General features: G+C 71.0%; 15 protein-coding genes. 6 read left to right on the top strand and 9 right to left on the bottom strand.

Features of this window, described 5'->3' with window-relative positions; all coding sequences use genetic code 11:
• Positions 1-171 precede the first annotated feature (171 nt).
• The 3 genes from G3A44_RS17285 to G3A44_RS17275 are packed head-to-tail and all read right to left on the bottom strand — an operon-like array spanning position 172 to position 2832.
• Positions 172-1137: a hypothetical protein gene (locus G3A44_RS17285; protein WP_203561451.1), complete on the bottom strand. Its 966-nt coding sequence runs from the start codon at positions 1135-1137 to the stop codon at positions 172-174.
• 53 nt (positions 1138-1190) lie between these two features.
• Positions 1191-1517: a DUF427 domain-containing protein gene (locus tag G3A44_RS17280; protein ID WP_510587266.1), complete on the bottom strand. Its 327-nt coding sequence runs from the start codon at positions 1515-1517 to the stop codon at positions 1191-1193.
• A 16-nt stretch (positions 1518-1533) separates the two neighbouring features.
• A complete protein-coding gene (locus G3A44_RS17275) occupies positions 1534-2832 on the bottom strand; it encodes a DUF4397 domain-containing protein (protein WP_163458999.1) in 1299 nt (432 codons plus the stop codon).
• Between the two features lie 215 nt (positions 2833-3047).
• On the opposite strand from G3A44_RS17275, the gene G3A44_RS17270 reads away from it, so the two are divergent.
• Positions 3048-3377: a hypothetical protein gene (locus G3A44_RS17270; RefSeq protein ID WP_163458998.1), complete on the top strand. Its 330-nt coding sequence runs from the start codon at positions 3048-3050 to the stop codon at positions 3375-3377.
• A gap of 21 nt (positions 3378-3398) precedes the next feature.
• On the opposite strand, the gene G3A44_RS17265 is transcribed toward G3A44_RS17270, so the two are convergent.
• The gene (locus G3A44_RS17265; protein WP_163458997.1) at positions 3399-4364 is read right to left on the bottom strand and encodes a MipA/OmpV family protein; all 966 of its coding nucleotides are present in this window, start codon (positions 4362-4364) and stop codon (positions 3399-3401) included.
• 240 nt (positions 4365-4604) lie between these two features.
• Here G3A44_RS17265 and G3A44_RS17260 point away from each other — a divergent pair, with 240 nt between their 5' ends.
• From G3A44_RS17260 to G3A44_RS17250, 3 genes are all read left to right on the top strand, one after another.
• Positions 4605-6353, top strand: coding sequence for a sensor histidine kinase (locus tag G3A44_RS17260; protein ID WP_163458996.1), 1749 nt, complete (start codon positions 4605-4607; stop codon positions 6351-6353).
• Positions 6354-6396: 43 nt separating this feature from the next.
• Complete coding sequence (locus G3A44_RS17255) at positions 6397-7188, top strand: metallophosphoesterase (protein ID WP_163458995.1); 792 nt, start codon at positions 6397-6399, stop codon at positions 7186-7188.
• A gap of 67 nt (positions 7189-7255) precedes the next feature.
• Entirely contained in the window at positions 7256-7678 is a 423-nt protein-coding gene (locus tag G3A44_RS17250; protein WP_163458994.1) for a universal stress protein, read from the top strand.
• 37 nt (positions 7679-7715) lie between these two features.
• Here the strand turns inward: G3A44_RS17250 and G3A44_RS17245 are convergent, their stop codons facing one another.
• A complete protein-coding gene (locus G3A44_RS17245; RefSeq protein WP_163458993.1) occupies positions 7716-7949 on the bottom strand; it encodes a hypothetical protein in 234 nt (77 codons plus the stop codon).
• 332 nt (positions 7950-8281) lie between these two features.
• Between G3A44_RS17245 and G3A44_RS17240 the strand changes: the two genes are divergently transcribed.
• A complete protein-coding gene (locus G3A44_RS17240; protein WP_163458992.1) occupies positions 8282-9595 on the top strand; it encodes a D-amino acid dehydrogenase in 1314 nt (437 codons plus the stop codon).
• Between the two features lie 23 nt (positions 9596-9618).
• On the opposite strand, the gene G3A44_RS17235 is transcribed toward G3A44_RS17240, so the two are convergent.
• The 4 genes from G3A44_RS17235 to G3A44_RS17220 all read right to left on the bottom strand — a co-directional run bounded on the left by G3A44_RS17235 (position 9619) and on the right by G3A44_RS17220 (position 17123).
• Positions 9619-10257 carry a hypothetical protein gene (locus G3A44_RS17235; RefSeq protein WP_163458991.1) on the bottom strand — a complete coding sequence of 213 codons (639 nt, stop codon included), beginning with the start codon at positions 10255-10257 and terminating at the stop codon, positions 9619-9621.
• Positions 10250-14824 carry an EAL domain-containing protein gene (locus G3A44_RS17230; RefSeq protein WP_163458990.1) on the bottom strand — a complete coding sequence of 1525 codons (4575 nt, stop codon included), beginning with the start codon at positions 14822-14824 and terminating at the stop codon, positions 10250-10252. Before G3A44_RS17230 ends, G3A44_RS17235 begins: the two co-directional genes overlap by 8 nt.
• 137 nt (positions 14825-14961) lie before the next feature.
• Entirely contained in the window at positions 14962-15852 is an 891-nt protein-coding gene (locus G3A44_RS17225) for a YecA/YgfB family protein (protein ID WP_163458989.1), read from the bottom strand.
• Positions 15853-16184: 332 nt separating this feature from the next.
• Positions 16185-17123 (bottom strand): LysR family transcriptional regulator, encoded by a 939-nt coding sequence (locus tag G3A44_RS17220; RefSeq protein WP_163458988.1) that lies wholly within the window; start codon positions 17121-17123, stop codon positions 16185-16187.
• Positions 17124-17302: 179 nt separating this feature from the next.
• Here G3A44_RS17220 and G3A44_RS17215 point away from each other — a divergent pair, with 179 nt between their 5' ends.
• Positions 17303-18826, top strand: a complete 1524-nt coding sequence (locus tag G3A44_RS17215; RefSeq protein ID WP_163458987.1) for a CoA-acylating methylmalonate-semialdehyde dehydrogenase — start codon at positions 17303-17305, stop codon at positions 18824-18826.
• Positions 18827-18980: the final 154 nt, after the last annotated feature.

Here is an 18980-nt window from a genome sequence, read left to right as displayed (position 1 = left end):
GGTGCAGGACGGCGCGGCGGGCGGCGCGGCGGGGGCGGGCGCGGGTGCCGTGGCCAGCAGAAGTGGCAGCAGGACGGCGCACAAGCCCTGTCGCAGGCGGGCGGGCGTGGGCGTACGGTGTCGGGGCATGGGCAGAGTGTCGTCGCAATGCCGGGGCGCGCGACCGGGGGCTCACGCCGCCGTGTCTGGGGACGTGGGTGGGGCGGGCGCCGCGTCGAGGAGGCTGTCGGCGTCACCGTGACCGGGCAGGTCGTCCAGCGCCGCCAGTCCGGGCTGGGCCAGCGCGTCGGCCGCGGGCTCGGGTGTGGCCCGGGCCAGGGCCAGCCAGATGGCCAGGGGCACCTGGAACGGCCGGCGCGGCGCCGGCCGCAGCACCTCCAGCCGGCCGTATCCGCCTTGGCCATCGGGATGGGCCACCATCACACCGAACACGTCCGGCACCTCGTGGGCCTGGCCGATGCCGGCATGCAGCACGTACCAGCACTCGCTGGCCATGGCGCGGTAGGCCTCCCCCTTGGCGGGGCGCTTGAGGTCGGACAGCAGGTCGGCCCGTCGCACCTTGATCTCCAGGGCCACCGGCAGCACCTGGTCCTCGCGGGAGCTGGGGCGGATGGAATAGACGTCGGGCATGGCCATGACCCAGCGCAGGCCGGCGGCGCTGGCGCCGGGGCGGGCCGGGCCGCCGGCGGGGGCCTCGGGCTGCAGCAGGCTCAGCAGGTCGGGGCCGGGGATGGAGGCGGGTGGATCCCAGGTGTCGTCGCGGGCGGCAACGGCTGGTGCGCCGGGGGCCAGCAGGGCCTGCGGCACGGCGGCGCGCAGGCTGAGGCCACGCCAGACCAGACGGCCTTGGCGCTGCTGCTCCTGGGCCACCCGGGCCACCAGGCCCTCATGGCCGTCGCGGGCGCGGCGGTGGCGCTGGTGGTGGCCGGCTAGGGCTTGCAGGCCGGCAGGGGTCAGCCGCAAGGTTTGGCGGCCGGCGGCGTCGGTCTGGGGCTCCAACAGGCCCGCCAACAGCAGGTCCAGCTCCAGTGGGTCCTGGTGTGGCCAGCCGGCGCTGCGCCAGAGTTCGCGCAGCCGGCGCAGGTGCGCCGGCCCCAGCGGCCGGCCATCGGGCAGGAGCGGTAGGGGGTCGGCCATGGCGGGGCCCGGCAGCCAGGGGACAGGTCGGGTCTGGCCGCGGGGTCGTCGTCTCAGGCGACGACCTGCACGCCCTTCCAGAAGGCGACCCGGCCGCGCACCTCGGCGGCTTCGTCGCTGGGGGAGGGGTAGTACCAGACCGCGTCGGGGTTGAGCTCGCCGTTGACCAGCAGGCTCATGTAGCGGGCCTCGCCCTTCCAGGGGCAGGTGCTGCGGTGGTTGCTGAAGGTGGTGTGCTCGCGGCGCAGCGAGGTGTCGGGGAAGTAGTGGTTGCCTTCCACCAGCACCACGTCGTCGCTTTCGGCGATCACCACGCCGTTCCAGAGGGCTTTCATGCGCTGTCTCTCCTGCTTGGCGGGGACGGTGCCGGCGCCACGCAGGGCGCCGGCCTTGGCTTCAGCTGAAGACGGCCTCGTAGTCCTGGAAGATCTCGGCAGTCAGCGCGCCGTTCTTGTCCCAGACGATGGCGGTGTAGACCGAGTTGTCGGCGATGTCCTCGTCGTCGGAGTTGTAGACGTCGAAGGATTGCGACTCGATGCTCACGGTCAGCGAGGTGCCCGAGGTCTTGGTGCTGTAGGCCGAGGCGCTGCGATAGGCCTGGTTGGTCACCACGGTCGAGCCCGAGACCTTGAGGGTGACGGCCTCGTCGGCGATGGACGAGGCCGCATGCACCACACGGATGCGGTAGCGGTTGGTGGCCTGCGAGACGCGGTTGTCGTCGCTCAGCACGGTGACTGCGGCGTCGGCGGCGTTGGCGCCGGTCACCAGCAGCGTGGTGTCGGTGCCGGCGGCCAGGGTCACCGACTGGGTGGCCAGGGTCGTGCCGTCCACGGTGGTGGTCAGGGTGTAGGTGCCGGCGTTGACCAGTTGGTACACGTCAATGGTGCTGGACTTGAGCGCCGACACCAGGCTCTCGCCGCCCAGCGACAGGCTGACCTTGGCGCCGTCGGAGACGGTCACGGCCGCGCGCACCCGGGCCTGGGTGTTGGCCAGGGCGGTCACGGTGTTGCCGCCGTGCGGCACCAGCAGCGCGCTGACCAGGGCGGCGCCTTCGCCGGCGGGCACCAGCACCAGGGTGGAGATGGACTTGTCGGCCAGGGTGATGCCCGAGACGTCCAGGCGCAGGTCCGACTTGTCCCCGTACTTGGTCACGCGCAGGCGGTAAGTGCCCTTGTCCAGCGTCTGGGCCGCGGCATGCTTGACGCGCATGGCCTCCTCGTAGGGCACCAGGTCGTCCAGCGCTTCGTCTTCAGCCGAGAGGTAGACGTCCAGCAGGCCGGCGTCGTAGGCGGTGTTGAGGATGGACAGGGAGACCTCGCCGCTGTCGGGGGTGTCCTCGTCGTGGGCGATCACGGCGCTGGAGACGCTGCCCGACCAGCCGTAGGCGACCACGGTGTAGTCGACGTCCGAGGAGAAGGCGATGCTGCTGTTGGTCGACAGCTTGGTGCTGGAGCCGGCCGACCTGAGCACCACCTCCGGGCTGCCGTCGTCGATGCTGGCGTAGCTGCTGAGGGTGCCAAAGGCGGTGGCGCTGCTGACCTTGCTGTCGTCCACATACAGGTCCAGCGAGCCATAGCCGCGGCTGGCGTTGAGCAGACGCACCCGCGACGTGCCGCTGTCATCGCCTGAGCCGCAGCCCGTCAGCATGGCCAGAGGGGTGGCGGCCATCAGGCCGAGCAGGGTACGTTTCTTCATGCGCAGGTCCCGTGAACACAAAAGCTGGAGCCCGGTATTGTGAACCGATCTGTATTGCGGGCCTGTTGCCGGCACGGGCGCCAATTTCGGCACATCCTGGCCGGGCTTGAGGGCCGCGCCTCTGGCTTGGCCGCGGGTGGCGCTGCATCATCGTGGCTGTGGGCGCCAGATGGCGTCCTCGCCCCTCCCCCTTTCGCCGCCGACCCTTCCCGACCATGAACACCGTGTCCGCGCTGACCCCCGTGGTGGCCCCGGTCCGGGCGCTGCCGGAACGTCCCCGCGCCACCGCCCAGGAAGGCGACGGCGACTTGGCGCGCTCGCTGGACCAGCAGGCCCGCGACGAGGTGGACCGCCAGGCCCGGGCCCTGCAGCAGCTGGCCCAGCGGGTGGAGTTTGCCCAGCGCAACGTTGCGCTGGTGCAGGGGGGGCTGGACCTGGAGCGCTCGCCAGCCGAGCACCAGTCGGCCACTGCCAGCTATGCCGCAGCGGCCCTGATGGACCAGGCCATGCAGGCGCGGCGCACCACGCTGCTCAGCGTGGCCTGAGCGCCGCCGGCGGATCAGGGATCAGTCGTCGTCCTCGGTGGTGCGGCGGCTTTGGAAGACCACGCCCACGGCCACGTTGTAGTTGAAGGCGGCCGCGGTGACCGGGCTGCGCTGCGCCTGTTCCAGCAGCTGGGTCGCGCTGACCGAAGTGCCCAGGCGCCAGTTGGGGTGCAACTGCCAGGTCAGCGCGGCGCTGGCGCTGACCGCCTGCGGCCCGGGCTTGGGGTGGTAGGGGCTGAGCAGCCCGCCGCTGGCCGCGGCCGAGGCCTCGCTTACCCCGTAGTAGCTGCTCATGTAGGTGCGATCGGCCACCCCCATGCCCACGCCGGCGCTGAAACGCCAGTCCGGAGCCAGCGCCGTGCCAAAGCCCAGGTCGGTGCTGTAGATCGTGCCGCCGTCGTGGCCCAGCAGGTCCACGCTCAGGCTGTTGCCCCAGGACCACTGGTGGGTGATGCGGTAACGCGCCATGGCCCGGGCCCGCAGGGTGGAGCGCACCTCGGGCAGGTGGCGCAGCACCGGATCGTCGGGGTCCACCTCCCGGCCGCGGTCGGTGCGCAGGCTCACCCCGGTGTTCCAGCGCGAGGTGTCCCACAACACCAGGGAGAAGCCCAGGGCCTGGCTGCTGCCGCGGCCACGCTCGATCAGGCCGCCCATGGAGCTGGTGATGCGCAGCCGCCCGTACTGGAACGACATCACGGGCTTGGTGCTGAGCGCCAGGGCGCCCTGTCCGGGCCGCTCGGGCGAGGCCACCATGGCCAGGCCCAGCTGGTAGCCCCGGCCGAAGATGTCGCTCATGTCCTCCATGGTGTCGGTCAGCGCCGCCATGGGCAGGCGAAAGGGCAGCAGCAGGTCACTGAAGCTCACGCTGGCGGCGTCAGCGCCGCCTGAGGAGGGCCCTCCGCCGCCGGGGGCGATCACCGGCTCTGCCCGGGCCGCAACGCCGGCCCAACCGGTCAGGCACAGCAGCAGCAGGGCGGGGCGGTTCATGCGGGATCTCCAGGGCGTTCGGTCGGCGGTCGGTGGGGTACAACAGGAAAGACCCCATGATGCATGGTCCATGCCCGGGTGTCATGGGGGCGGGGTGGCCTGGCTTCCCAGAACAGGGGCTTGACGGCAAACTAAGGGGTCTTCCATGCGCTTTCTGGCGCGCCGCGCCCAGGCGCCTGTGGCATGGTGCAGGCTACTGGGCCGACACCTGCGGCGCCCGCTCCTCCCGCCTGCCACCTGATGCCCTCCACCCTCGCGCCCCTGACTCCCGTCCCCTCGGCCCCCCCCCGCGGCGCCATCGGTCTGGGGCAGCGCCGCTGGCGCCTGAGTGTGGTCGCGATGGTCTTCACCATCATCCTGCTGGTGGGCACTTGGGCCATGGTTGGTCTGCTGCTCAAGGTCAAGTGGGACGACACCCTGACCGCCGAGGTGCGGCAGAACACCAACCTCTCCAGTGCCCTGCAGGAACAGACCCTGCGGGTGCTGGCCGCCACCGACCAGGCCGCGCTGCGCCTGCGCGATGCGGTACGCGCCGGCCAGGGCACGCCCGATCTGGTGCGCTTCGCCAACGAGACCGGCCTGGCGCCCAAGATCCTGGTGCAGCTGTCGCTGGTGGGGGCCGACGGCCGGTTCATGGGCAGCAACATCGACCCGGACGGCACCAAGACCGGTCATGTGGACCTGTCTGAACGCGAGCATGTCCGTGTGCATCTGGCGCCCGGGGCCCTGCCGGTGCCGGGCAACGGCCTGTTCGTGGGCAAGCCGGTGCTGGGCAAGGTGTCCAAGCGCTGGACCATCCAGCTCTCCCGCCGCATCGACGGTCCGGACGGGCAGGCCCTGGGGGTGGTGGTGGCCTCGCTGGATCCCGTGTACTTCGAGGACGTCTACCGCAGCGTTTCCCTGGGCACCCAGGGGGGCGTGACCCTGGTGGGCCGCGACCTCAACATCCGTGCCCGGGTGCTGGGGGGCGAGAGCGTGGGCATGGGCTCCAACCTGGGCCGCGAGAGCCCGCTGGCGCGCAGCGAACTGGCGCCTTTCGGCCATTTCATCAGCGCCAGCACCCTGGACGGCATCGAACGCATCTCGGCTTACCGCCAGGTGGGCGACTACCCGCTCTACGTGGCCGTGGCCACCGGCTTGGAGGAGGCGCTGGAGAGCTGGCGCGACACCCGCAACCTGGTGGTGCTGCTGGCCGGCCTGGTGTCGCTGGCGCTGGTGGCCACCGCCGTCATCTTCCAGATCAGCCTGAGGCGGCTGGAGAAGGCGCATGAGGCCCTCAAGGACAGCGAGGCCCAGGCCCAGAGCGCCAACCGGGCCAAGAGCGAGTTCCTGGCCGCCATCTCCCATGAGCTGCGCACGCCGCTCACCAGCATCCTGGGCTTCTCCGAGCTGATGGAGCGTCGGCTGGACAACCCGAAGTTCAAGGAGCAGGCCGGCCTGATCCGCAAGGGTGCTGAGCACCTCAACCGCCTGCTCTCGGAGATCCTGGACCTGGCCAAGGTCGAGGCCGGGGCCATGGCCATCCATCCCGAGCCCGAGGCGGTCATGCCCCTGGTGCAGGGCACGGCCGACTTCTTCGCCCTCACCGCCTCGGCCAAGGGCCTGGAAATCCGGGTGCGCATCGCGCCGGACGTGCCGGTGCATGTGCGCTGCGACGGCCTGCGGGTCAAGCAGGTGCTCAACAACCTGATGTCCAACGCCATCAAGTTCACCGAGAAGGGCCACGTGCTGATCGAGGTGGACACCGCGCCGGACCATGTGCGCTTCCATGTGGTGGACACCGGACCGGGCATCGCCCCGGAGCTGCAGGAGCTGATCTTCGAGAAGTTCCGCCAGGGCGATGACCGCGTGAGCTACCAGCACGGCGGCACCGGCCTGGGCCTGGCCCTGTCACGGGCCTTGGCCGAGCTGATGGGCGGCACGCTTACGCTTTACTCCCGCGAGGGTGGCGGCGCGCGCTTCACCCTGAGCCTGCCGCAGCTGGACTGAGTCCGGGGAGGGGGCGCCGGGCGGGGCTGCGATGATGCGCCCCATGCGCCTCCAGATCCTCTCCGACCTGCACCTGGAATCCGAAGATTTTTCGCCCGAGCCTGCCCCTGGCGCCGAGGCCCTGGTCCTGGCCGGGGACATCGACACCGGCTGGACCTCTTACGCCCGGTTTGCCGGCTGGCCGGTGCCGGTGCTGGTGGTGGCGGGCAACCACGAATTCGACCGCCGCGAGATTGGTGCCGCCTGGCGCGACCTGCGCGCGCTGTGCGACCGCCTGGGCCTGCGCCTGCTGGAACGCGAGAGCGTGGTGATGACCGGTGACGACGGCCGCCCGGTGCGCCTGACCGGTGTGCTGCGCTGGAGCGACTTCGACCTCTTCGGGGCTGCCCAGCGGGAGCGGGCGCTGCGTGCGGCGGCCTACTTCCAGCGGGTGCAGCAGAGCACGGTGGCCGACGGGACGACCGAGCGACCCTTTGACGCCCTGGCTGTGCGCGAGGCGGGTCTCGCCGATCGGGCGTGGTTGGAGTCGGCCCTGGCGGTGCCGCTGGCGCAGGCTGGTGCCGTGGCTCAGGTGGTGATCACTCACTTTGCGCCCAGTCTGCGCAGTGCTGACCCCCGCTACGGGCGGCAACCGGGGACTGCCAGTTTCTGCAATGCCGACGACGACCTGCTGGCTCGCGCGGACCTGTGGATCCACGGCCATGTCCACTGCCGCCACGACTACCGGGTGGAGCGGACCGGGCGGCTGCCCGCGCGGGTGGTGTGCAACGCCCGGGGGCTGGCCCGCAAGGGCGAGGCCGACGGCTTTGACGGTTTTCGCGTAGTCGAGGTCTGAAGTGGCGGGCCTACACTGAACCCAAAGCCCCAACCCTGTTTCCGAACGTCCTATTGAAGGAGACCCGATGAAGATCCTCGTCGCCGTCGATGGCAGCGCCTACACCAAGCGCATGCTGGCCTACCTGGCTGCCCATGACGAGTGGCTCGGTGCCCAGCACGCCTACACCGTGGTCCACGCCGTGGCCGCGGTGCCGCCGCGGGCCGCCGCCGCTCTGGACAAGGCGCTGCTCAAGTCCCACTACGAGGAGGAGGCCGAAAAGGTGTTCAAGCCCATCCGCACCTTCTTCACCAAGCAGAAGCTCAACGCCGAGTTCGTCTTCAAGTCCGGTGGCCCGGCCGACGTGATCGCCGGCGTGGCCGAGAAGGGCGAGTTCGACCTGTTGGTGCTGGGCTCGCATGGGCACAGCGCCCTGGGCAACCTGGTCATGGGCTCGGTGGCCACCAAGGTACTGGCCCACTGCAAGACCCCGGTGCTGCTGGTCCGCTGAGCGGACCTTGCGGTGGTGGCCGCGGCCACCACCGGCCTCACCCGCGTCCCTGGGGACGCCACTGCGGCCACCAGCGCCGCGTCCGCCCGCCCGGGCTTCCCCCGGTGGCCGGAACTTGCTGCGGACCGGCCGGTGCCGGCGCCTGGTCCAGCGAAAACTCCAAACCCATCACCGTCCCCATGTCCGCCGGATCCTGGCCGGGTCGGTCGCGGGCCGCGTGCGCCTGGCGCCAGCGCTGGAACAAGCCGGAGCGGGAGTGGGGCGTGGACATGATCGGGTCTCCTGGCGGGTGATGCCGGGCCGCGCGAGGCGGCGCCTGGAACCCTGGTTGTCGGTCATCCGGCGCCGTCGATAAGCCCCGAGAAGCAGCCCCAAGCGCGGGCAATCCCCCAGGTGTGCGGGCTGTCACGCCTGGTGGCGGGCGGCGGGCCCGGCAGCGCCGCGGCACGGGCTCCGCGGCCCGCAGCTTCATTAGCAAAACTGATGAAACCTGAAATGAATTTACTGATGTTCATGCGCCCGGGGCGCCTGCCGACAATGACGCCAGCGCAGTGAGGCCCGGTGCTCGGGGTGGACTGCGGTCTGCAGCACAAGGGAATCAGCATGCACATCGTCGTCCTGGGCGCCGGCATCATCGGCATCTCCACCGCCTGGCACCTGCTGGAGCTGGGCCATCAAGTCACCGTGGTGGACCGCCAGCCCGACGCGGCCCTGGAGACCAGCTTCGCCAACGGCGCCCAGATTTCGGTGAGCTTCTGCGAGCCCTGGGCCAACAAGGACGCGCCGCTGAAGGTCCTCAAGTGGATGATGCAGGACGACTCTCCCTTGCTGTTTCGTCCCCGCCTGGACCCGAACCAGTGGCGCTGGGGCCTGAAGTTCCTGACCCAGTGCACCGATGCGGCCTTTGCCCGCAACGTGCGCCAGCTGGTGGCCCTGGGCGCCTACAGCCACGCCACGCTCAAGGACATGGTCTCGCGCACCGGCATCACCTACGACCGGCTGGAGCGCGGCATCCTGCACTTCTTCTCCACCGCCGCCGACTACGAGAGCGGCGCGGCCGCGGCCGAACTGATGCGCCAGTACGGTGTGGACCGCCGCGTGCTCAACCGCGAGCAGGTGCTGCAGGTCGAGCCGGCCCTGGCCGCCTTTGGTGACCGCATCCACGGTGGCACCTTCACCCCCAGCGACGAGTCGGGTGACGCGCTCGTCTTCACCCAGAAGCTGGCCCGGCTGTGTGCCGAGCGCGGCGCCACCTTCCTGTGGGAGCATGAGGTCAAGGGCCTGATGGCCGCCGGTGGCGAGGTGCTGGGGGCCCGTCTGCGCAACGTCCGCACCGGCGAAAGCCGCACCCTGCTGGGCGACCAGACGGTGGTGGCCATGGGCTCCTTCACCGCCCCGCTGCTGCGGCCCCTGGGCATCGGCCTGGACATCTACCCGGCCAAGGGCTACTCGGCCACCCTGCGTCTGAAGCGTCCCCAGGACGCCAGCGTGGTCAGCTTGCTGGACGACACGCGCAAGATCGCCATTTCCCGTCTGGGCGACACCATTCGCATCGCCGGCACGGCTGAGATGGCGGGCTATGACACCGGCTTGGACAATGCCACCGCCAAGGTGCGCTGCGCCGCCCTGGTACGCCGCTACGAGGAGCTGTTCCCGGGGGTGGCCGACACCAGCGAGCCGAACTTCTGGGCCGGCCTGCGCCCGAGCACCCCGACCAACATTCCCTACATCGGCCGCGCCGCCCGGCTGGGCCGCCTGTGGCTGAACGCCGGACATGGCACCCTGGGCTGGACCCACGGCGCAGGTTCGGGCAAGGCTTTGGCCGAGCTGATGAGTGGCCGCCAGCCGGAGTTGGCCTTCAATTTCTGCGGTCCGGTGGCCCGCGATCCGCGCCTGCAGGTGGCGGTGGCCGCCTGAGGCCACTGGCGACCCCGGGCGGCTCAGTCCACGGGGTTCAGGTTCTCGGCTTGCGGTGCCAGGTCGGCCGAGCCCGGTGCCATCCGGCGGCAGGCCGGGCACACCGCGTCGGCCACCAGCCGGGTGCCCGGCGTGGTGGCGCCCGACCAGATGGCTGGCGCTGGCAGCCAGCGTGCCTGACGGTCTGCAGCGGCCGGTGGCAAGCCGCCCACCTGGCCCTGCCGGGGCCACAAGGACAGGCACTGGCTGCAACGCCACCAGCGGCCGGTGGCCGCCCGGGTGATGACCTGTGGCAGGGCTGGGCGCTGGCGGGAGGCCAGCAGCTCGTGGCGCACCCGCACCACGCCGCCTGGCAGCGGCTCCACCGTCATGCGCAGCTCACGCACCCTGTCCGGCGCATCGCAGCGGTAGGGCCGGCTGCGGGGCTGTCCGGTCAGGCGTGCCGCGGTCAGCAGGGCTTCCAGGAACAGGCGGGTGGCGTCGCCGCTCACAAAACGCCGCAGCGGCTGGCCCACCACCGCGGCACGCAGCAGGGGCTTGCCCCCCGCCGCCATGGCGGCGGCATCCCAGTCGGGCGAGACGTCGAGGAGGCGGTCGTCCGCGTCCAGCAGGTACCAGCTGGACAGGCCCTGGCCGGCGGGCATGTCGGTGGCGTCAGGCATCGACAAGGGCCTGCTGCGCCTGCAGGCTCTGGGTGATGGCCTCGGCGGCGGCCGGGGCCTGGAACAGGAAACCCTGTAGCAGCATCGGGCCGTGGGCCTGCAGGGCGTGGCGCTGGGCTTCGGTTTCGACCCCCTCGGCCACCAGCCGCAGCTCCAGTGCCCGCGCCAGGCCGACGATGGCGGCCACGATCTCCCGGTCGTCGCGCTGGTCCACCATGCCCTGGACAAAGCTGCGGTCGATCTTGATCTCCTGCAGCGGCAGCGTGCGCAGGTGGGCCAGCGAAGAGTAGCCGGTGCCGAAGTCGTCCAGGGACAGGCGCACCTCGATGGCGTGCAGGCGCCGCAGCAGCGGGGCCAGGTGCTCGCCGGGTTGCAGCAGCGCGCTCTCGGTCAGCTCCAGCACCAGTTGCTGGCCGGGGATCTGGTGGCGCAGCAGGCACTGCTGCAGCCGGTCGGCAAAGCTGCGGTCGCGCAGCTGTCGTGGGGAGATGTTGACCGACAGGCTGATCTGTCCCAGCCCCAGCGCGCGCCAGCGGGCCAGTTGCTCGCAGGCCTGGTCCAGCACCCAGTCGCCCAGCGCGTCGATCAGGGAAGTTTCCTCGGCGATGGGCAGGAACACCGAGGGCGGGATCCATTCGCCCTGTGGCGTGCGCCAGCGCACTAAGGCTTCCAGTCCCAGCCAGCGGCCGCTGCCGGCCTCCACCTGTGGCTGGTAGTGCAGCTGCAGTGCGCCGCTGGAAAGGGCCTGGCGCAGGCCGCTCTCCACCGCCAGGCGGGTGCGCGCGCTCTCGCCCACCTCGGCGGAGAAGAACTCGTAGCGCCCGCGTCCGCCGCGCTTGGCCCGGTACATGGCGGCATCGGCGTGGCGCATGAGCACCGCGCCGTCCTCACCGTCCTCCGGGTACATGGCGATGCCGATGCTGGCGGCGGTGCTCACCAGGCTGTCCTGCAGACTCATCTGCTCGGACAGGGCGCGGTGGATGCGTTCCACCGTCTGCAGGCAGTCAAAGCGGTTGCAGCGCTCCAGCAGCAGCACAAATTCGTCGCCGCCCAGGCGGGCCACGGTGTCGGCGGTGCGCACGTTCTCGGCGATGCGCTGGGCGGCCTGGCGCAGCAGGGTGTCGCCAGCCTCATGGCCCAGGCTGTCGTTGATGTTCTTGAAGTTGTCCAGGTCGATGAAGCACAGCGCCAGCTCGTGCTTCTGGCGCTTGGCCGCCTGCACCGCATGCTCCAGGCGATCCAGCAGCAGGGCGCGGTTGGGCAGGCCGGTGAGGGTGTCGTGGGTGGCCAGCCGCTCGGCCTGGGCGCGCGAGGCCACCAGGGCCGAGATGTCGGAGAACACCCCCACGTAGTTCACCACCTCGCCGTCGTCGGCGCGCAGCGCGCTGATGCTGAGCCACTCCGGATAGATCTCGCCGTTGCGGCGGCGGTTCCAGACTTCGCCTCGCCAGGCGCCCTGGGCCCTGAGGGTCTGCCACATCTGGTCATAGAAGACTGCATCGTGGCGTCCGGAGCTCAGCAGCCGCGGCTTCTTGCCCTGGACCTCTTCCAGGCTGTAGCCGGTCACCGCGCTGAACGCCGGGTTGACGCGCAGGATGGTGCCCTGGGCGTCCGTGATCATCACGCCTTCGCGGGTGACGTCGATCACCCGGCTGGCCACCCGCAGCTCCTCCTCATGCTCGCGCCAGCGGCTCAGGTCCAGGGCCTGCACGCACAGGGCCACGGTGGCACCCTCGGCGTCGTTGACCACATGCCGGTTGGCCCACCAGAAGCGCGGCGTCTCCTGCACCACCAACCGCTCCTCACGCTCCAGCACCTGGCCGCCAGGCAACGCCAGCGCATCCAGATCGCCCTGCCGCAGGGGCTGGGACAGGCTGGGTGGCAGGGCCTGGGCGTCGGTGCGGCCGATGAGCGAGCCCGGCGCCACACCCAGGAACTCGCAGTAGCGGTCGTTGGCGAATTCGTAGCGGCCGCTGGCGTCCTTGACGGCCACCAGCGCACCGCCGTGGGTCATCAGGGCCAGCAGCCGCTGTTCCACGGCCTGCGTCTTGCGCTCCGCGCGTGCCAGGTCGGTGTTGTCCACCAGGGTCAGCACCACGCCGCGACGCTCGCCGTCCAGCACCTTATGGCCCAGGTGCAGCACGTACTCCCGGCCGTCGGTGGTGCCCGGCAGGGGCACCACCAGGGGGCTGGCCGAGCGCTGGGCCTGCTCCACCCAGGGCTGCAGGTCGGGCATGCCGGGCGGGCGGGTGACTGTGGACAAGTGCAGGCCCTCGCAGCCCGGGCTCAGCCGGAACACGCGGGCCGCCGACTGGTTGAAGCGCCGCAGGGTCAGGTCGGGGTCGATCACCAGCAGGGGCAGGTCCACGCTGTTCTGGATGCTCTGCAGCTCCTCGGAGAGCTGCTGGTAGCGCCGCCACTGGTGGTTGAGCTCGGCGTTGACCGTGGCCAGTTCCTGGTTGGTGGCCTGCAACTCCTCATTGGCGGCCTCCATCTCCTCGTTGCTGGCCTGCAGCTCCTCGTTGGTCGCCTGGGATTCCTCGTTGAGCGCCTGCATCTCCTCGTTGCTGGCCTCCAACTGCTCGACCAGCGTCTTGAGTCGTTCGCGGGCATCCTGGAGGTCGCGGTCCTCTGCGCCCGTCATGCTGCTGCGGGCAGGGCTGCGCTGGCGCCCCGTCAGGGGCAGGAAGGCCAGCAGGGCCAGGCGCTGCCCCTGCTGGCCCGTCCAGGGGTGCATCTCCAGGCGCCAGCGTCGCGGCGACCGGCCGCGGCCCAGGCTGATCTCCACCTGCTGGGCGTGCACCCCGTCGGGCAGCAGGGCGCAGAGCAGGCGCAGCTCCGACTCCACCTCGGGCCGGGCCAGGGACAGGATGTCCCAGGTTTGGGCCCCCGGACGCAGGGCCAGGAAGGGCTCCACATCGCCATGGACCTGCAGCACCTGCAGCTGCTCGTCCAACAGCACGCAGGCCGGCAGGTAGTGGCCCGCGGCCAGGCGCAGCAGCTGCGTGGCGGAGTCGGGGGCCGGCGCGCGCCGCGAGGGCGCCGGTGCCGCGGGCAGGCGGTAGCCGCCGGCGTCCCGCAGGGGCTGGGCCGGGCCGGTACGCACGAACAGCCGGTGCTCCTTGTGCAGCGGATGGAACTGCTGCTCATGGTGCAGCACCGACTCGCTGCGGCCCAGCATCAGCAGGCCGTCGGGCCGCAGGGCGTAGTGGAAGGCCGAGAGGATGCGTGCCTGTGTCTCGGGCTTGAGGTAGATGAGCACGTTGCGGCAGCTCACCAGGTCCAGCCGGGGGAAGGGCGGATCGCGTGTCAGGTCATGCCGTGAGAACACCACCCGCTCCCGCAGCCGCCGCGAGAACTCGTACTGCCCACCGACGGCGGTGAAGTAGCGCTGCACCAGCGCCGGCGGCAGGTCCACCAGGGCGGCGGGGGCGAACAGGCCCCGGCGGGCCAGGACCAGCGCGTCTTGGTCCAGGTCGGTGGCAAACACCTGCAGCCCCCGGTCGCCCGGGGGCTCACCCAGGGCCTCGACCGCGGCCATGACCAGGGAGTAGGCCTCCTCACCTGTGGCGCAGCCGGCCACCCAGAAACGCAGGGGGTCGGCCAGCAGGTCGCGGTGGGCAAAGCGTTCGCGCAGCGTCGCCACCAGGGCGTCGAAGGCCGGGGCGTCGCGCCAGAAGCTGGTGACGGAAATCAGGGTGTCGCGTGCCAGCTGCTCCAGCTCGCCCGGGTCGTCGTGGCAGACCTGCAGGTAGGCGCTGAGCGTGCCAGCGTGCCGGACCTGCATGCGCCGCGACAGGCGCCGCAGCAGCGTGCCCTCCTTGTACTCGCCGAAGTCGATGCCGCAACGCCGGCGCATGCGGGCGATCAGCTCGGCGAGCTCCCCCTCGGCCAGGGGCGGCAGGGTGGTGGCTGCCAGGGTGGACAAGCCGCCGCGGGCGTCGGACAGCCAGTCCCGCAGGGTCGCGCCCATCTCCTGTGGCGCCAGCACCTCCTCGGCCCCCACCGCCCGGATGGCGGCGTCGGGCATGCCGGTGTAGCGCGCGGTGTCGGGCCGCTGCACCAGCGCCCGACCCCCGGCCGCCCGCAGCTGGCGCAGCCCCAGCGCGCCATCGCTGCCCGTGCCCGACAGGATGATGCCCACCGACAGCTCGGGCTGGTGTTCGGACAGCGAAGCCAGGAACAGGTTGATGGAGGGACGCGGCAGGGACTGCGGGTCCGGCACGCTCAGCCGGAACGCCTGGCCGTCGAATTCGGCATGCGCATTGGGCGGGGTGATGAACACCAGGCCGGCCTCCGGCCGGTCGCCGTCGTGCAGTTCGCGGACCTGCAGCGGGGTGCAGGGCGCGAGGATCTCGGCCAGCATGGAGCGGTGGCTGGGGGCCAGGTGCTGCAACACCACGTAGCAGGCCGGGACGTCTGGCGGCAGGCTGGGCAGCAGCAGCCGCAGGCTTTCCAGCCCGCCGGCCGAGGCGCCGATAGCCACGATGTTCAGGGGCGTGGGAGCCGCCGTATCTTCAGGGCGGGAGGGCGCCGCGGCCCGTCGCGAGGGGGAGGTCTTGGGCATGGGTCCGGACGGCGGACTCGCTTGCCGAACAGGCCAAGCAGGCCGGGTCAAATTCAGGTCAACCGTGACAGCATGTCACATTGACGCAGCGGCGGCCAGCCCGACAGTCCGGTTGGTGATGCCGCCGCTGCAGATCTTCACGGTTTGGCCTTGCCCCCCTTGCGGGCGGGGCCTGCGGGGCGTGGGCCACCAGAGCCCCCTGAGCCCCCTGAGCGTCCGGTGCCGCCCCCGGCCGCTCGGGGGGCGGCACCGCCTTGTCCGCGGGCTGGACCGCGGGCCGGGCCGCCAGACGAAGGGCGCGCGCCCGGGCGGCCCGCCGGTGCGGCCGGCGCAGGTCGCCGCGGGACCGGTGCCGGTGCCGCCGCCCGCCGTGCCGGGGCGGGTGGGGCGACGGCCGGCCGGGCGGCCGGACGGACCGGCTGGACCGCGGGGCGCGTCTGATCGGCCAACAGCATCACCGCCGTCACCAGGTCTTCCACCGCCTCTTCCGCGGAGTCCGGCTCGCCCACCTCCTGGATCACCGCCAGCAGGTCGTCGGCGTCCTCCAGGTCGTCCGGGTCAAAGGCGCGGTAGATGAGCGCCAGGCCCTCCAGCGCCTCATCCTCGGCCTCGTCCATCAGTGTGGGGAACAGGTCCAGCGCCATGGCAAAGCCGGCGCACCAGGGCAGCACCAGGGCCAGGGCGTCGTCGTCGTCCACCTCCTCGCTGTCCTGGAAGATCCAGGGGTCAAACCACTGGCGCGTGGCGATGGCCGCATCCAACTGGGCGTACCGGCGGCGGACCTGCTGGCGCAGGGGCTCCAGCGCAAAGCCCGCCGGCAGCGGGCGGCCCTCGGTGTCGATCACATGGGCCAGCCACATGGCCTCGGGCACCGTGTGGGGCTGCAGCAGCACGCCGCAGAGGTAGCCGTCGAGCAGGCTGGGGTCCAGGGATTCGAGCGGCGCCGGCACGGCGGCCAACAGGCGGTCCAGTTCAGCCAGATCGCGGGCCGACCAGTCCTCGGGCAGGGGGGATGCAGGGGCAGACATGGCCGCATTGTGCGCCCCGCAGGCCCGCAGGGCGCGACGCGGGCGTCCTGGTTTGAATCAGGGGAAAAGCGCCAGTGAATGGTGGTTTATCCCCAATTCTGCTGAGTTACGGCGTGTACCTTTGGGCGTATAGTGCTTGACAAGGGTGCTGGTTATGCACCAAGAGAGTGAAAACGCAGCGGCACGGTGCCGTGGCGGCGCCTCTTGGTCTTGTGGTGCGGCACCCACCGGCCCAACGACGTCCTCCTGGAGGACTTCTCCCGATCAGGCCCGCAAGGGCCGGGTCGGTTTTTTTTTGTGCGCCGCGCTGCGGTCCTCGTCCGGCTGCGGTGTCAGGTGCCAAAGCCGGCGCTGAACTGCCGCCGCAGCCAGGCGGTCAGGGCCTGCACAGCCAGCGGCACCTGGCTGGTGTGCGGCCGCAGCACCCACAGCTGGGTGCCGAAGGTGCCCACCGAGCGCCAGTCCGGCAACACCGCCACCAGCTCGCCCCGGCCCAGCCAGGGCTGCAGGCTGAAATCGGGCAGCAGGGCCAGACCCAGACCGGCCAGGGCCATCTCGCGCAGTGCCTCGCTGTTGTTGGCCGCAAAAGGGCCGTGCACCGGCACGCTCAGGCGGGCGCCGCCGGTGGCGGGCTCGAAGCTCCACAGCGCCTGCTCGCCGGGCCGGGGATAGAACAGGCAATCCAGGGTGCTCAGGTCTTCCGGGCGACGCGGCAAGCCCTGGCGCGCCAGGTAGCCGGGACTGGCCACCACCCAGGAGCGGGTGTCGCACAGCGGCACGCCTACGTGGGTGTCCGGCGGGTGGCTGGTGTGGCGCAGTGCCAGGTCAAAGCCTTCCTTGGCCAGCGAGACCAGGCGGTCCGAGAGGTCCAGCTCCAGCCGCACCTGAGGGTGCTGGCGCAGGAAGTCGGGCAGGCGCGGCAGCAGTTGTTGGCGGGCCAGCGCCACCGGCGCGGTCAGGCGCACCAGGCCGCGGGGGGCGGCGGCCAGGTTGCGCACCCCGGCCAGGGCGTCGTCAATGGTCTCGAAGGCGGCCCGGCTGCGCTCCACCAGCTGCAGGCCGGCCTCGGTCAGCCGCACGCTGCGGGTGGTGCGCTGCACCAGGGGCACGCCGGCGGCGCGTTCCAGCTCGGCCACCCGCTGGCTCATCGCCGCCTTGGAGCAGGCCAGGCGCTGGGCTGCGGCGGTGAAGCTGCCGGTGTCGGCCAGCACGGTGAGGGCGTGGACATGGGCCCACAGCGGCGTGGCGCGGTGGTCGGTGGGGTCTTGCATGGGGTCGACATCATGGACGATATTGAGCTGGATTGTTCGTCAGCGTGAACAATGATTCCAGTTCCGCACCCTAGGCAGCCCCAGGGCCGCTGCCTAGACTGCCGGCCCAAGGTGATGCGCACCGCCAGACGGTCCGCCACCCTGTCGTCCTCTTTCCCACGCCTTCGGAGCGCTTCACCATGGCCCTCGCCCCCGTGTCCTTCACCTCCTCGGCCGACGTTGGCCACTACATTGCCGGCCAGGTCGTGGCGGGTGCCAGCGGCCGCTCGCAGGCGGTCTACAACCCGGCCACCGGCGCCGTGGCGCGCCAGGTGGCGCTGGCCTCGGTGGACGAGGTGAACGCTGCTGTGGCCGCCGCGCAGGCCGCTTTTCCGGCCTGGGCCGAGACCCCGCCGCTGCGCCGCGCCCGCATCCTGACCGCCTTCCTGAACCTGCTCAACCAGCACAAGGACACCCTGGCGGCCATGATCACCGCCGAGCACGGCAAGGTGTTCACCGACGCCCAGGGCGAAGTGACCCGCGGCATCGAGATCGTCGAGTTTGCCTGCGGTGCGCCGCAGCTGCTCAAGACCGACTTCACCGACCAGATCGGCACCGGCATCGACAACTGGACGCTGCGCCAGCCCCTGGGCGTGGTGGCCGGCATCACCCCGTTCAATTTCCCGTGCATGGTCCCGATGTGGATGTTCCCGGTGGCGCTGGCCACGGGCAACACCTTCATCCTCAAGCCCAGCGAGCGTGACCCCTCGCCCAGCCTGTTCATTGCCGACCTGCTCAAGCAGGCCGGCCTGCCCGACGGCGTGTTCAACGTGGTGCAGGGCGACAAGCTGGCGGTGGACACCCTGTTGGCCCACCCCGACGTGAAGGCGGTGAGCTTTGTGGGCTCCACCCCGATTGCCCAATACATCTACGAGACCGGTGCCCACCACGGCAAGCGGGTGCAGGCCCTGGGCGGCGCCAAGAACCACATGGTGGTGATGCCCGACGCCAACGTCGAGCAGGTGGTGGACGCGCTGATCGGCGCGGCCTACGGTTCAGCCGGCGAGCGCTGCATGGCCATCTCGGTGGCGGTGCTGGTGGGCGACATCGCCGACACGGTGGTGGCCAAGGTGGCCGAGCGCGCGCGCACTCTCAAGATCAAGAACGGGCTGGAGTTGGATGCCGAAATGGGCCCCATCGTCACCGCGCAAGCGCGTGACCGCATCGAGGGCTACGTGACCCTGGGCGTGGAAGAGGGCGCCACGCTGGTGGTGGACGGCCGGGGCCATACCGTGGCGGGCCACGAAGGCGGCTTCTTCACCGGCGGCACGCTGTTCGACCATGTCACGCCGCAGATGCGCATCTACAAGGAGGAAATCTTCGGCCCGGTGCTGGCCTGCGTGCGCGTCAAGGACTTTGCCGAGGCGCTGGCGCTGATCAACGCCCACGAGTTCGGCAACGGCGTGGCCTGCTTCACCAGCGATGGCAATGTGGCGCGTGAGTTCAGCCGCCGCGTGCAGGTGGGCATGGTGGGCATCAACGTGCCCATCCCCGTGCCCATGGCCTGGCACGGTTTTGGTGGCTGGAAGAAGAGCCTGTTCGGCGACATGCACGCTTATGGCGAAGAAGGCGTGCGCTTCTACACCAAGCAGAAGTCCATCATGCAGCGCTGGCCGGCCAGCATCGGCAAGGGCGCCGAATTCGTGATGCCCACGGCCAAGTGAGGCCGACGGGGGCGCAGGCCTTGCGCTCCTGTCTGGGGCGTGACGCCTGCACGGTGGCCGCGGGCTGCCGCTGCAACCGGTAATGCACCCGTAACCCGCGACGGGAAAGGCCTGCCGATAATGGCCTTTCCCGGCGGCGTCATCTGGCGCAGGA

Source organism: Ideonella livida (assembly GCF_010499455.1).
GTDB lineage: Bacteria > Pseudomonadota > Gammaproteobacteria > Burkholderiales > Burkholderiaceae_C > Ideonella > Ideonella livida.
Note: the sequence above shows the minus strand (reverse complement) of the source record. Positions and strands in the feature narration are given on the sequence as shown.

Coding starts and splice junctions, on each gene's coding strand:
- G3A44_RS17245 (WP_163458993.1), bottom strand. CDS start 7,949: ATGTCCACGCCCCACTCCCGCTCCGGCTTGTTCCAGCGCTGGCGCCAG.
- G3A44_RS17250 (WP_163458994.1), top strand. CDS start 7,256: ATGAAGATCCTCGTCGCCGTCGATGGCAGCGCCTACACCAAGCGCATG.
- G3A44_RS17265 (WP_163458997.1), bottom strand. CDS start 4,364: ATGAACCGCCCCGCCCTGCTGCTGCTGTGCCTGACCGGTTGGGCCGGC.
- G3A44_RS17225 (WP_163458989.1), bottom strand. CDS start 15,852: ATGTCTGCCCCTGCATCCCCCCTGCCCGAGGACTGGTCGGCCCGCGAT.
- G3A44_RS17285 (WP_203561451.1), bottom strand. CDS start 1,137: ATGGCCGACCCCCTACCGCTCCTGCCCGATGGCCGGCCGCTGGGGCCG.
- G3A44_RS17230 (WP_163458990.1), bottom strand. CDS start 14,824: ATGCCCAAGACCTCCCCCTCGCGACGGGCCGCGGCGCCCTCCCGCCCT.
- G3A44_RS17215 (WP_163458987.1), top strand. CDS start 17,303: ATGGCCCTCGCCCCCGTGTCCTTCACCTCCTCGGCCGACGTTGGCCAC.
- G3A44_RS17240 (WP_163458992.1), top strand. CDS start 8,282: ATGCACATCGTCGTCCTGGGCGCCGGCATCATCGGCATCTCCACCGCC.
- G3A44_RS17270 (WP_163458998.1), top strand. CDS start 3,048: ATGAACACCGTGTCCGCGCTGACCCCCGTGGTGGCCCCGGTCCGGGCG.
- G3A44_RS17255 (WP_163458995.1), top strand. CDS start 6,397: ATGCGCCTCCAGATCCTCTCCGACCTGCACCTGGAATCCGAAGATTTT.
- G3A44_RS17220 (WP_163458988.1), bottom strand. CDS start 17,123: ATGCAAGACCCCACCGACCACCGCGCCACGCCGCTGTGGGCCCATGTC.
- G3A44_RS17235 (WP_163458991.1), bottom strand. CDS start 10,257: ATGCCTGACGCCACCGACATGCCCGCCGGCCAGGGCCTGTCCAGCTGG.
- G3A44_RS17260 (WP_163458996.1), top strand. CDS start 4,605: ATGCCCTCCACCCTCGCGCCCCTGACTCCCGTCCCCTCGGCCCCCCCC.
- G3A44_RS17275 (WP_163458999.1), bottom strand. CDS start 2,832: ATGAAGAAACGTACCCTGCTCGGCCTGATGGCCGCCACCCCTCTGGCC.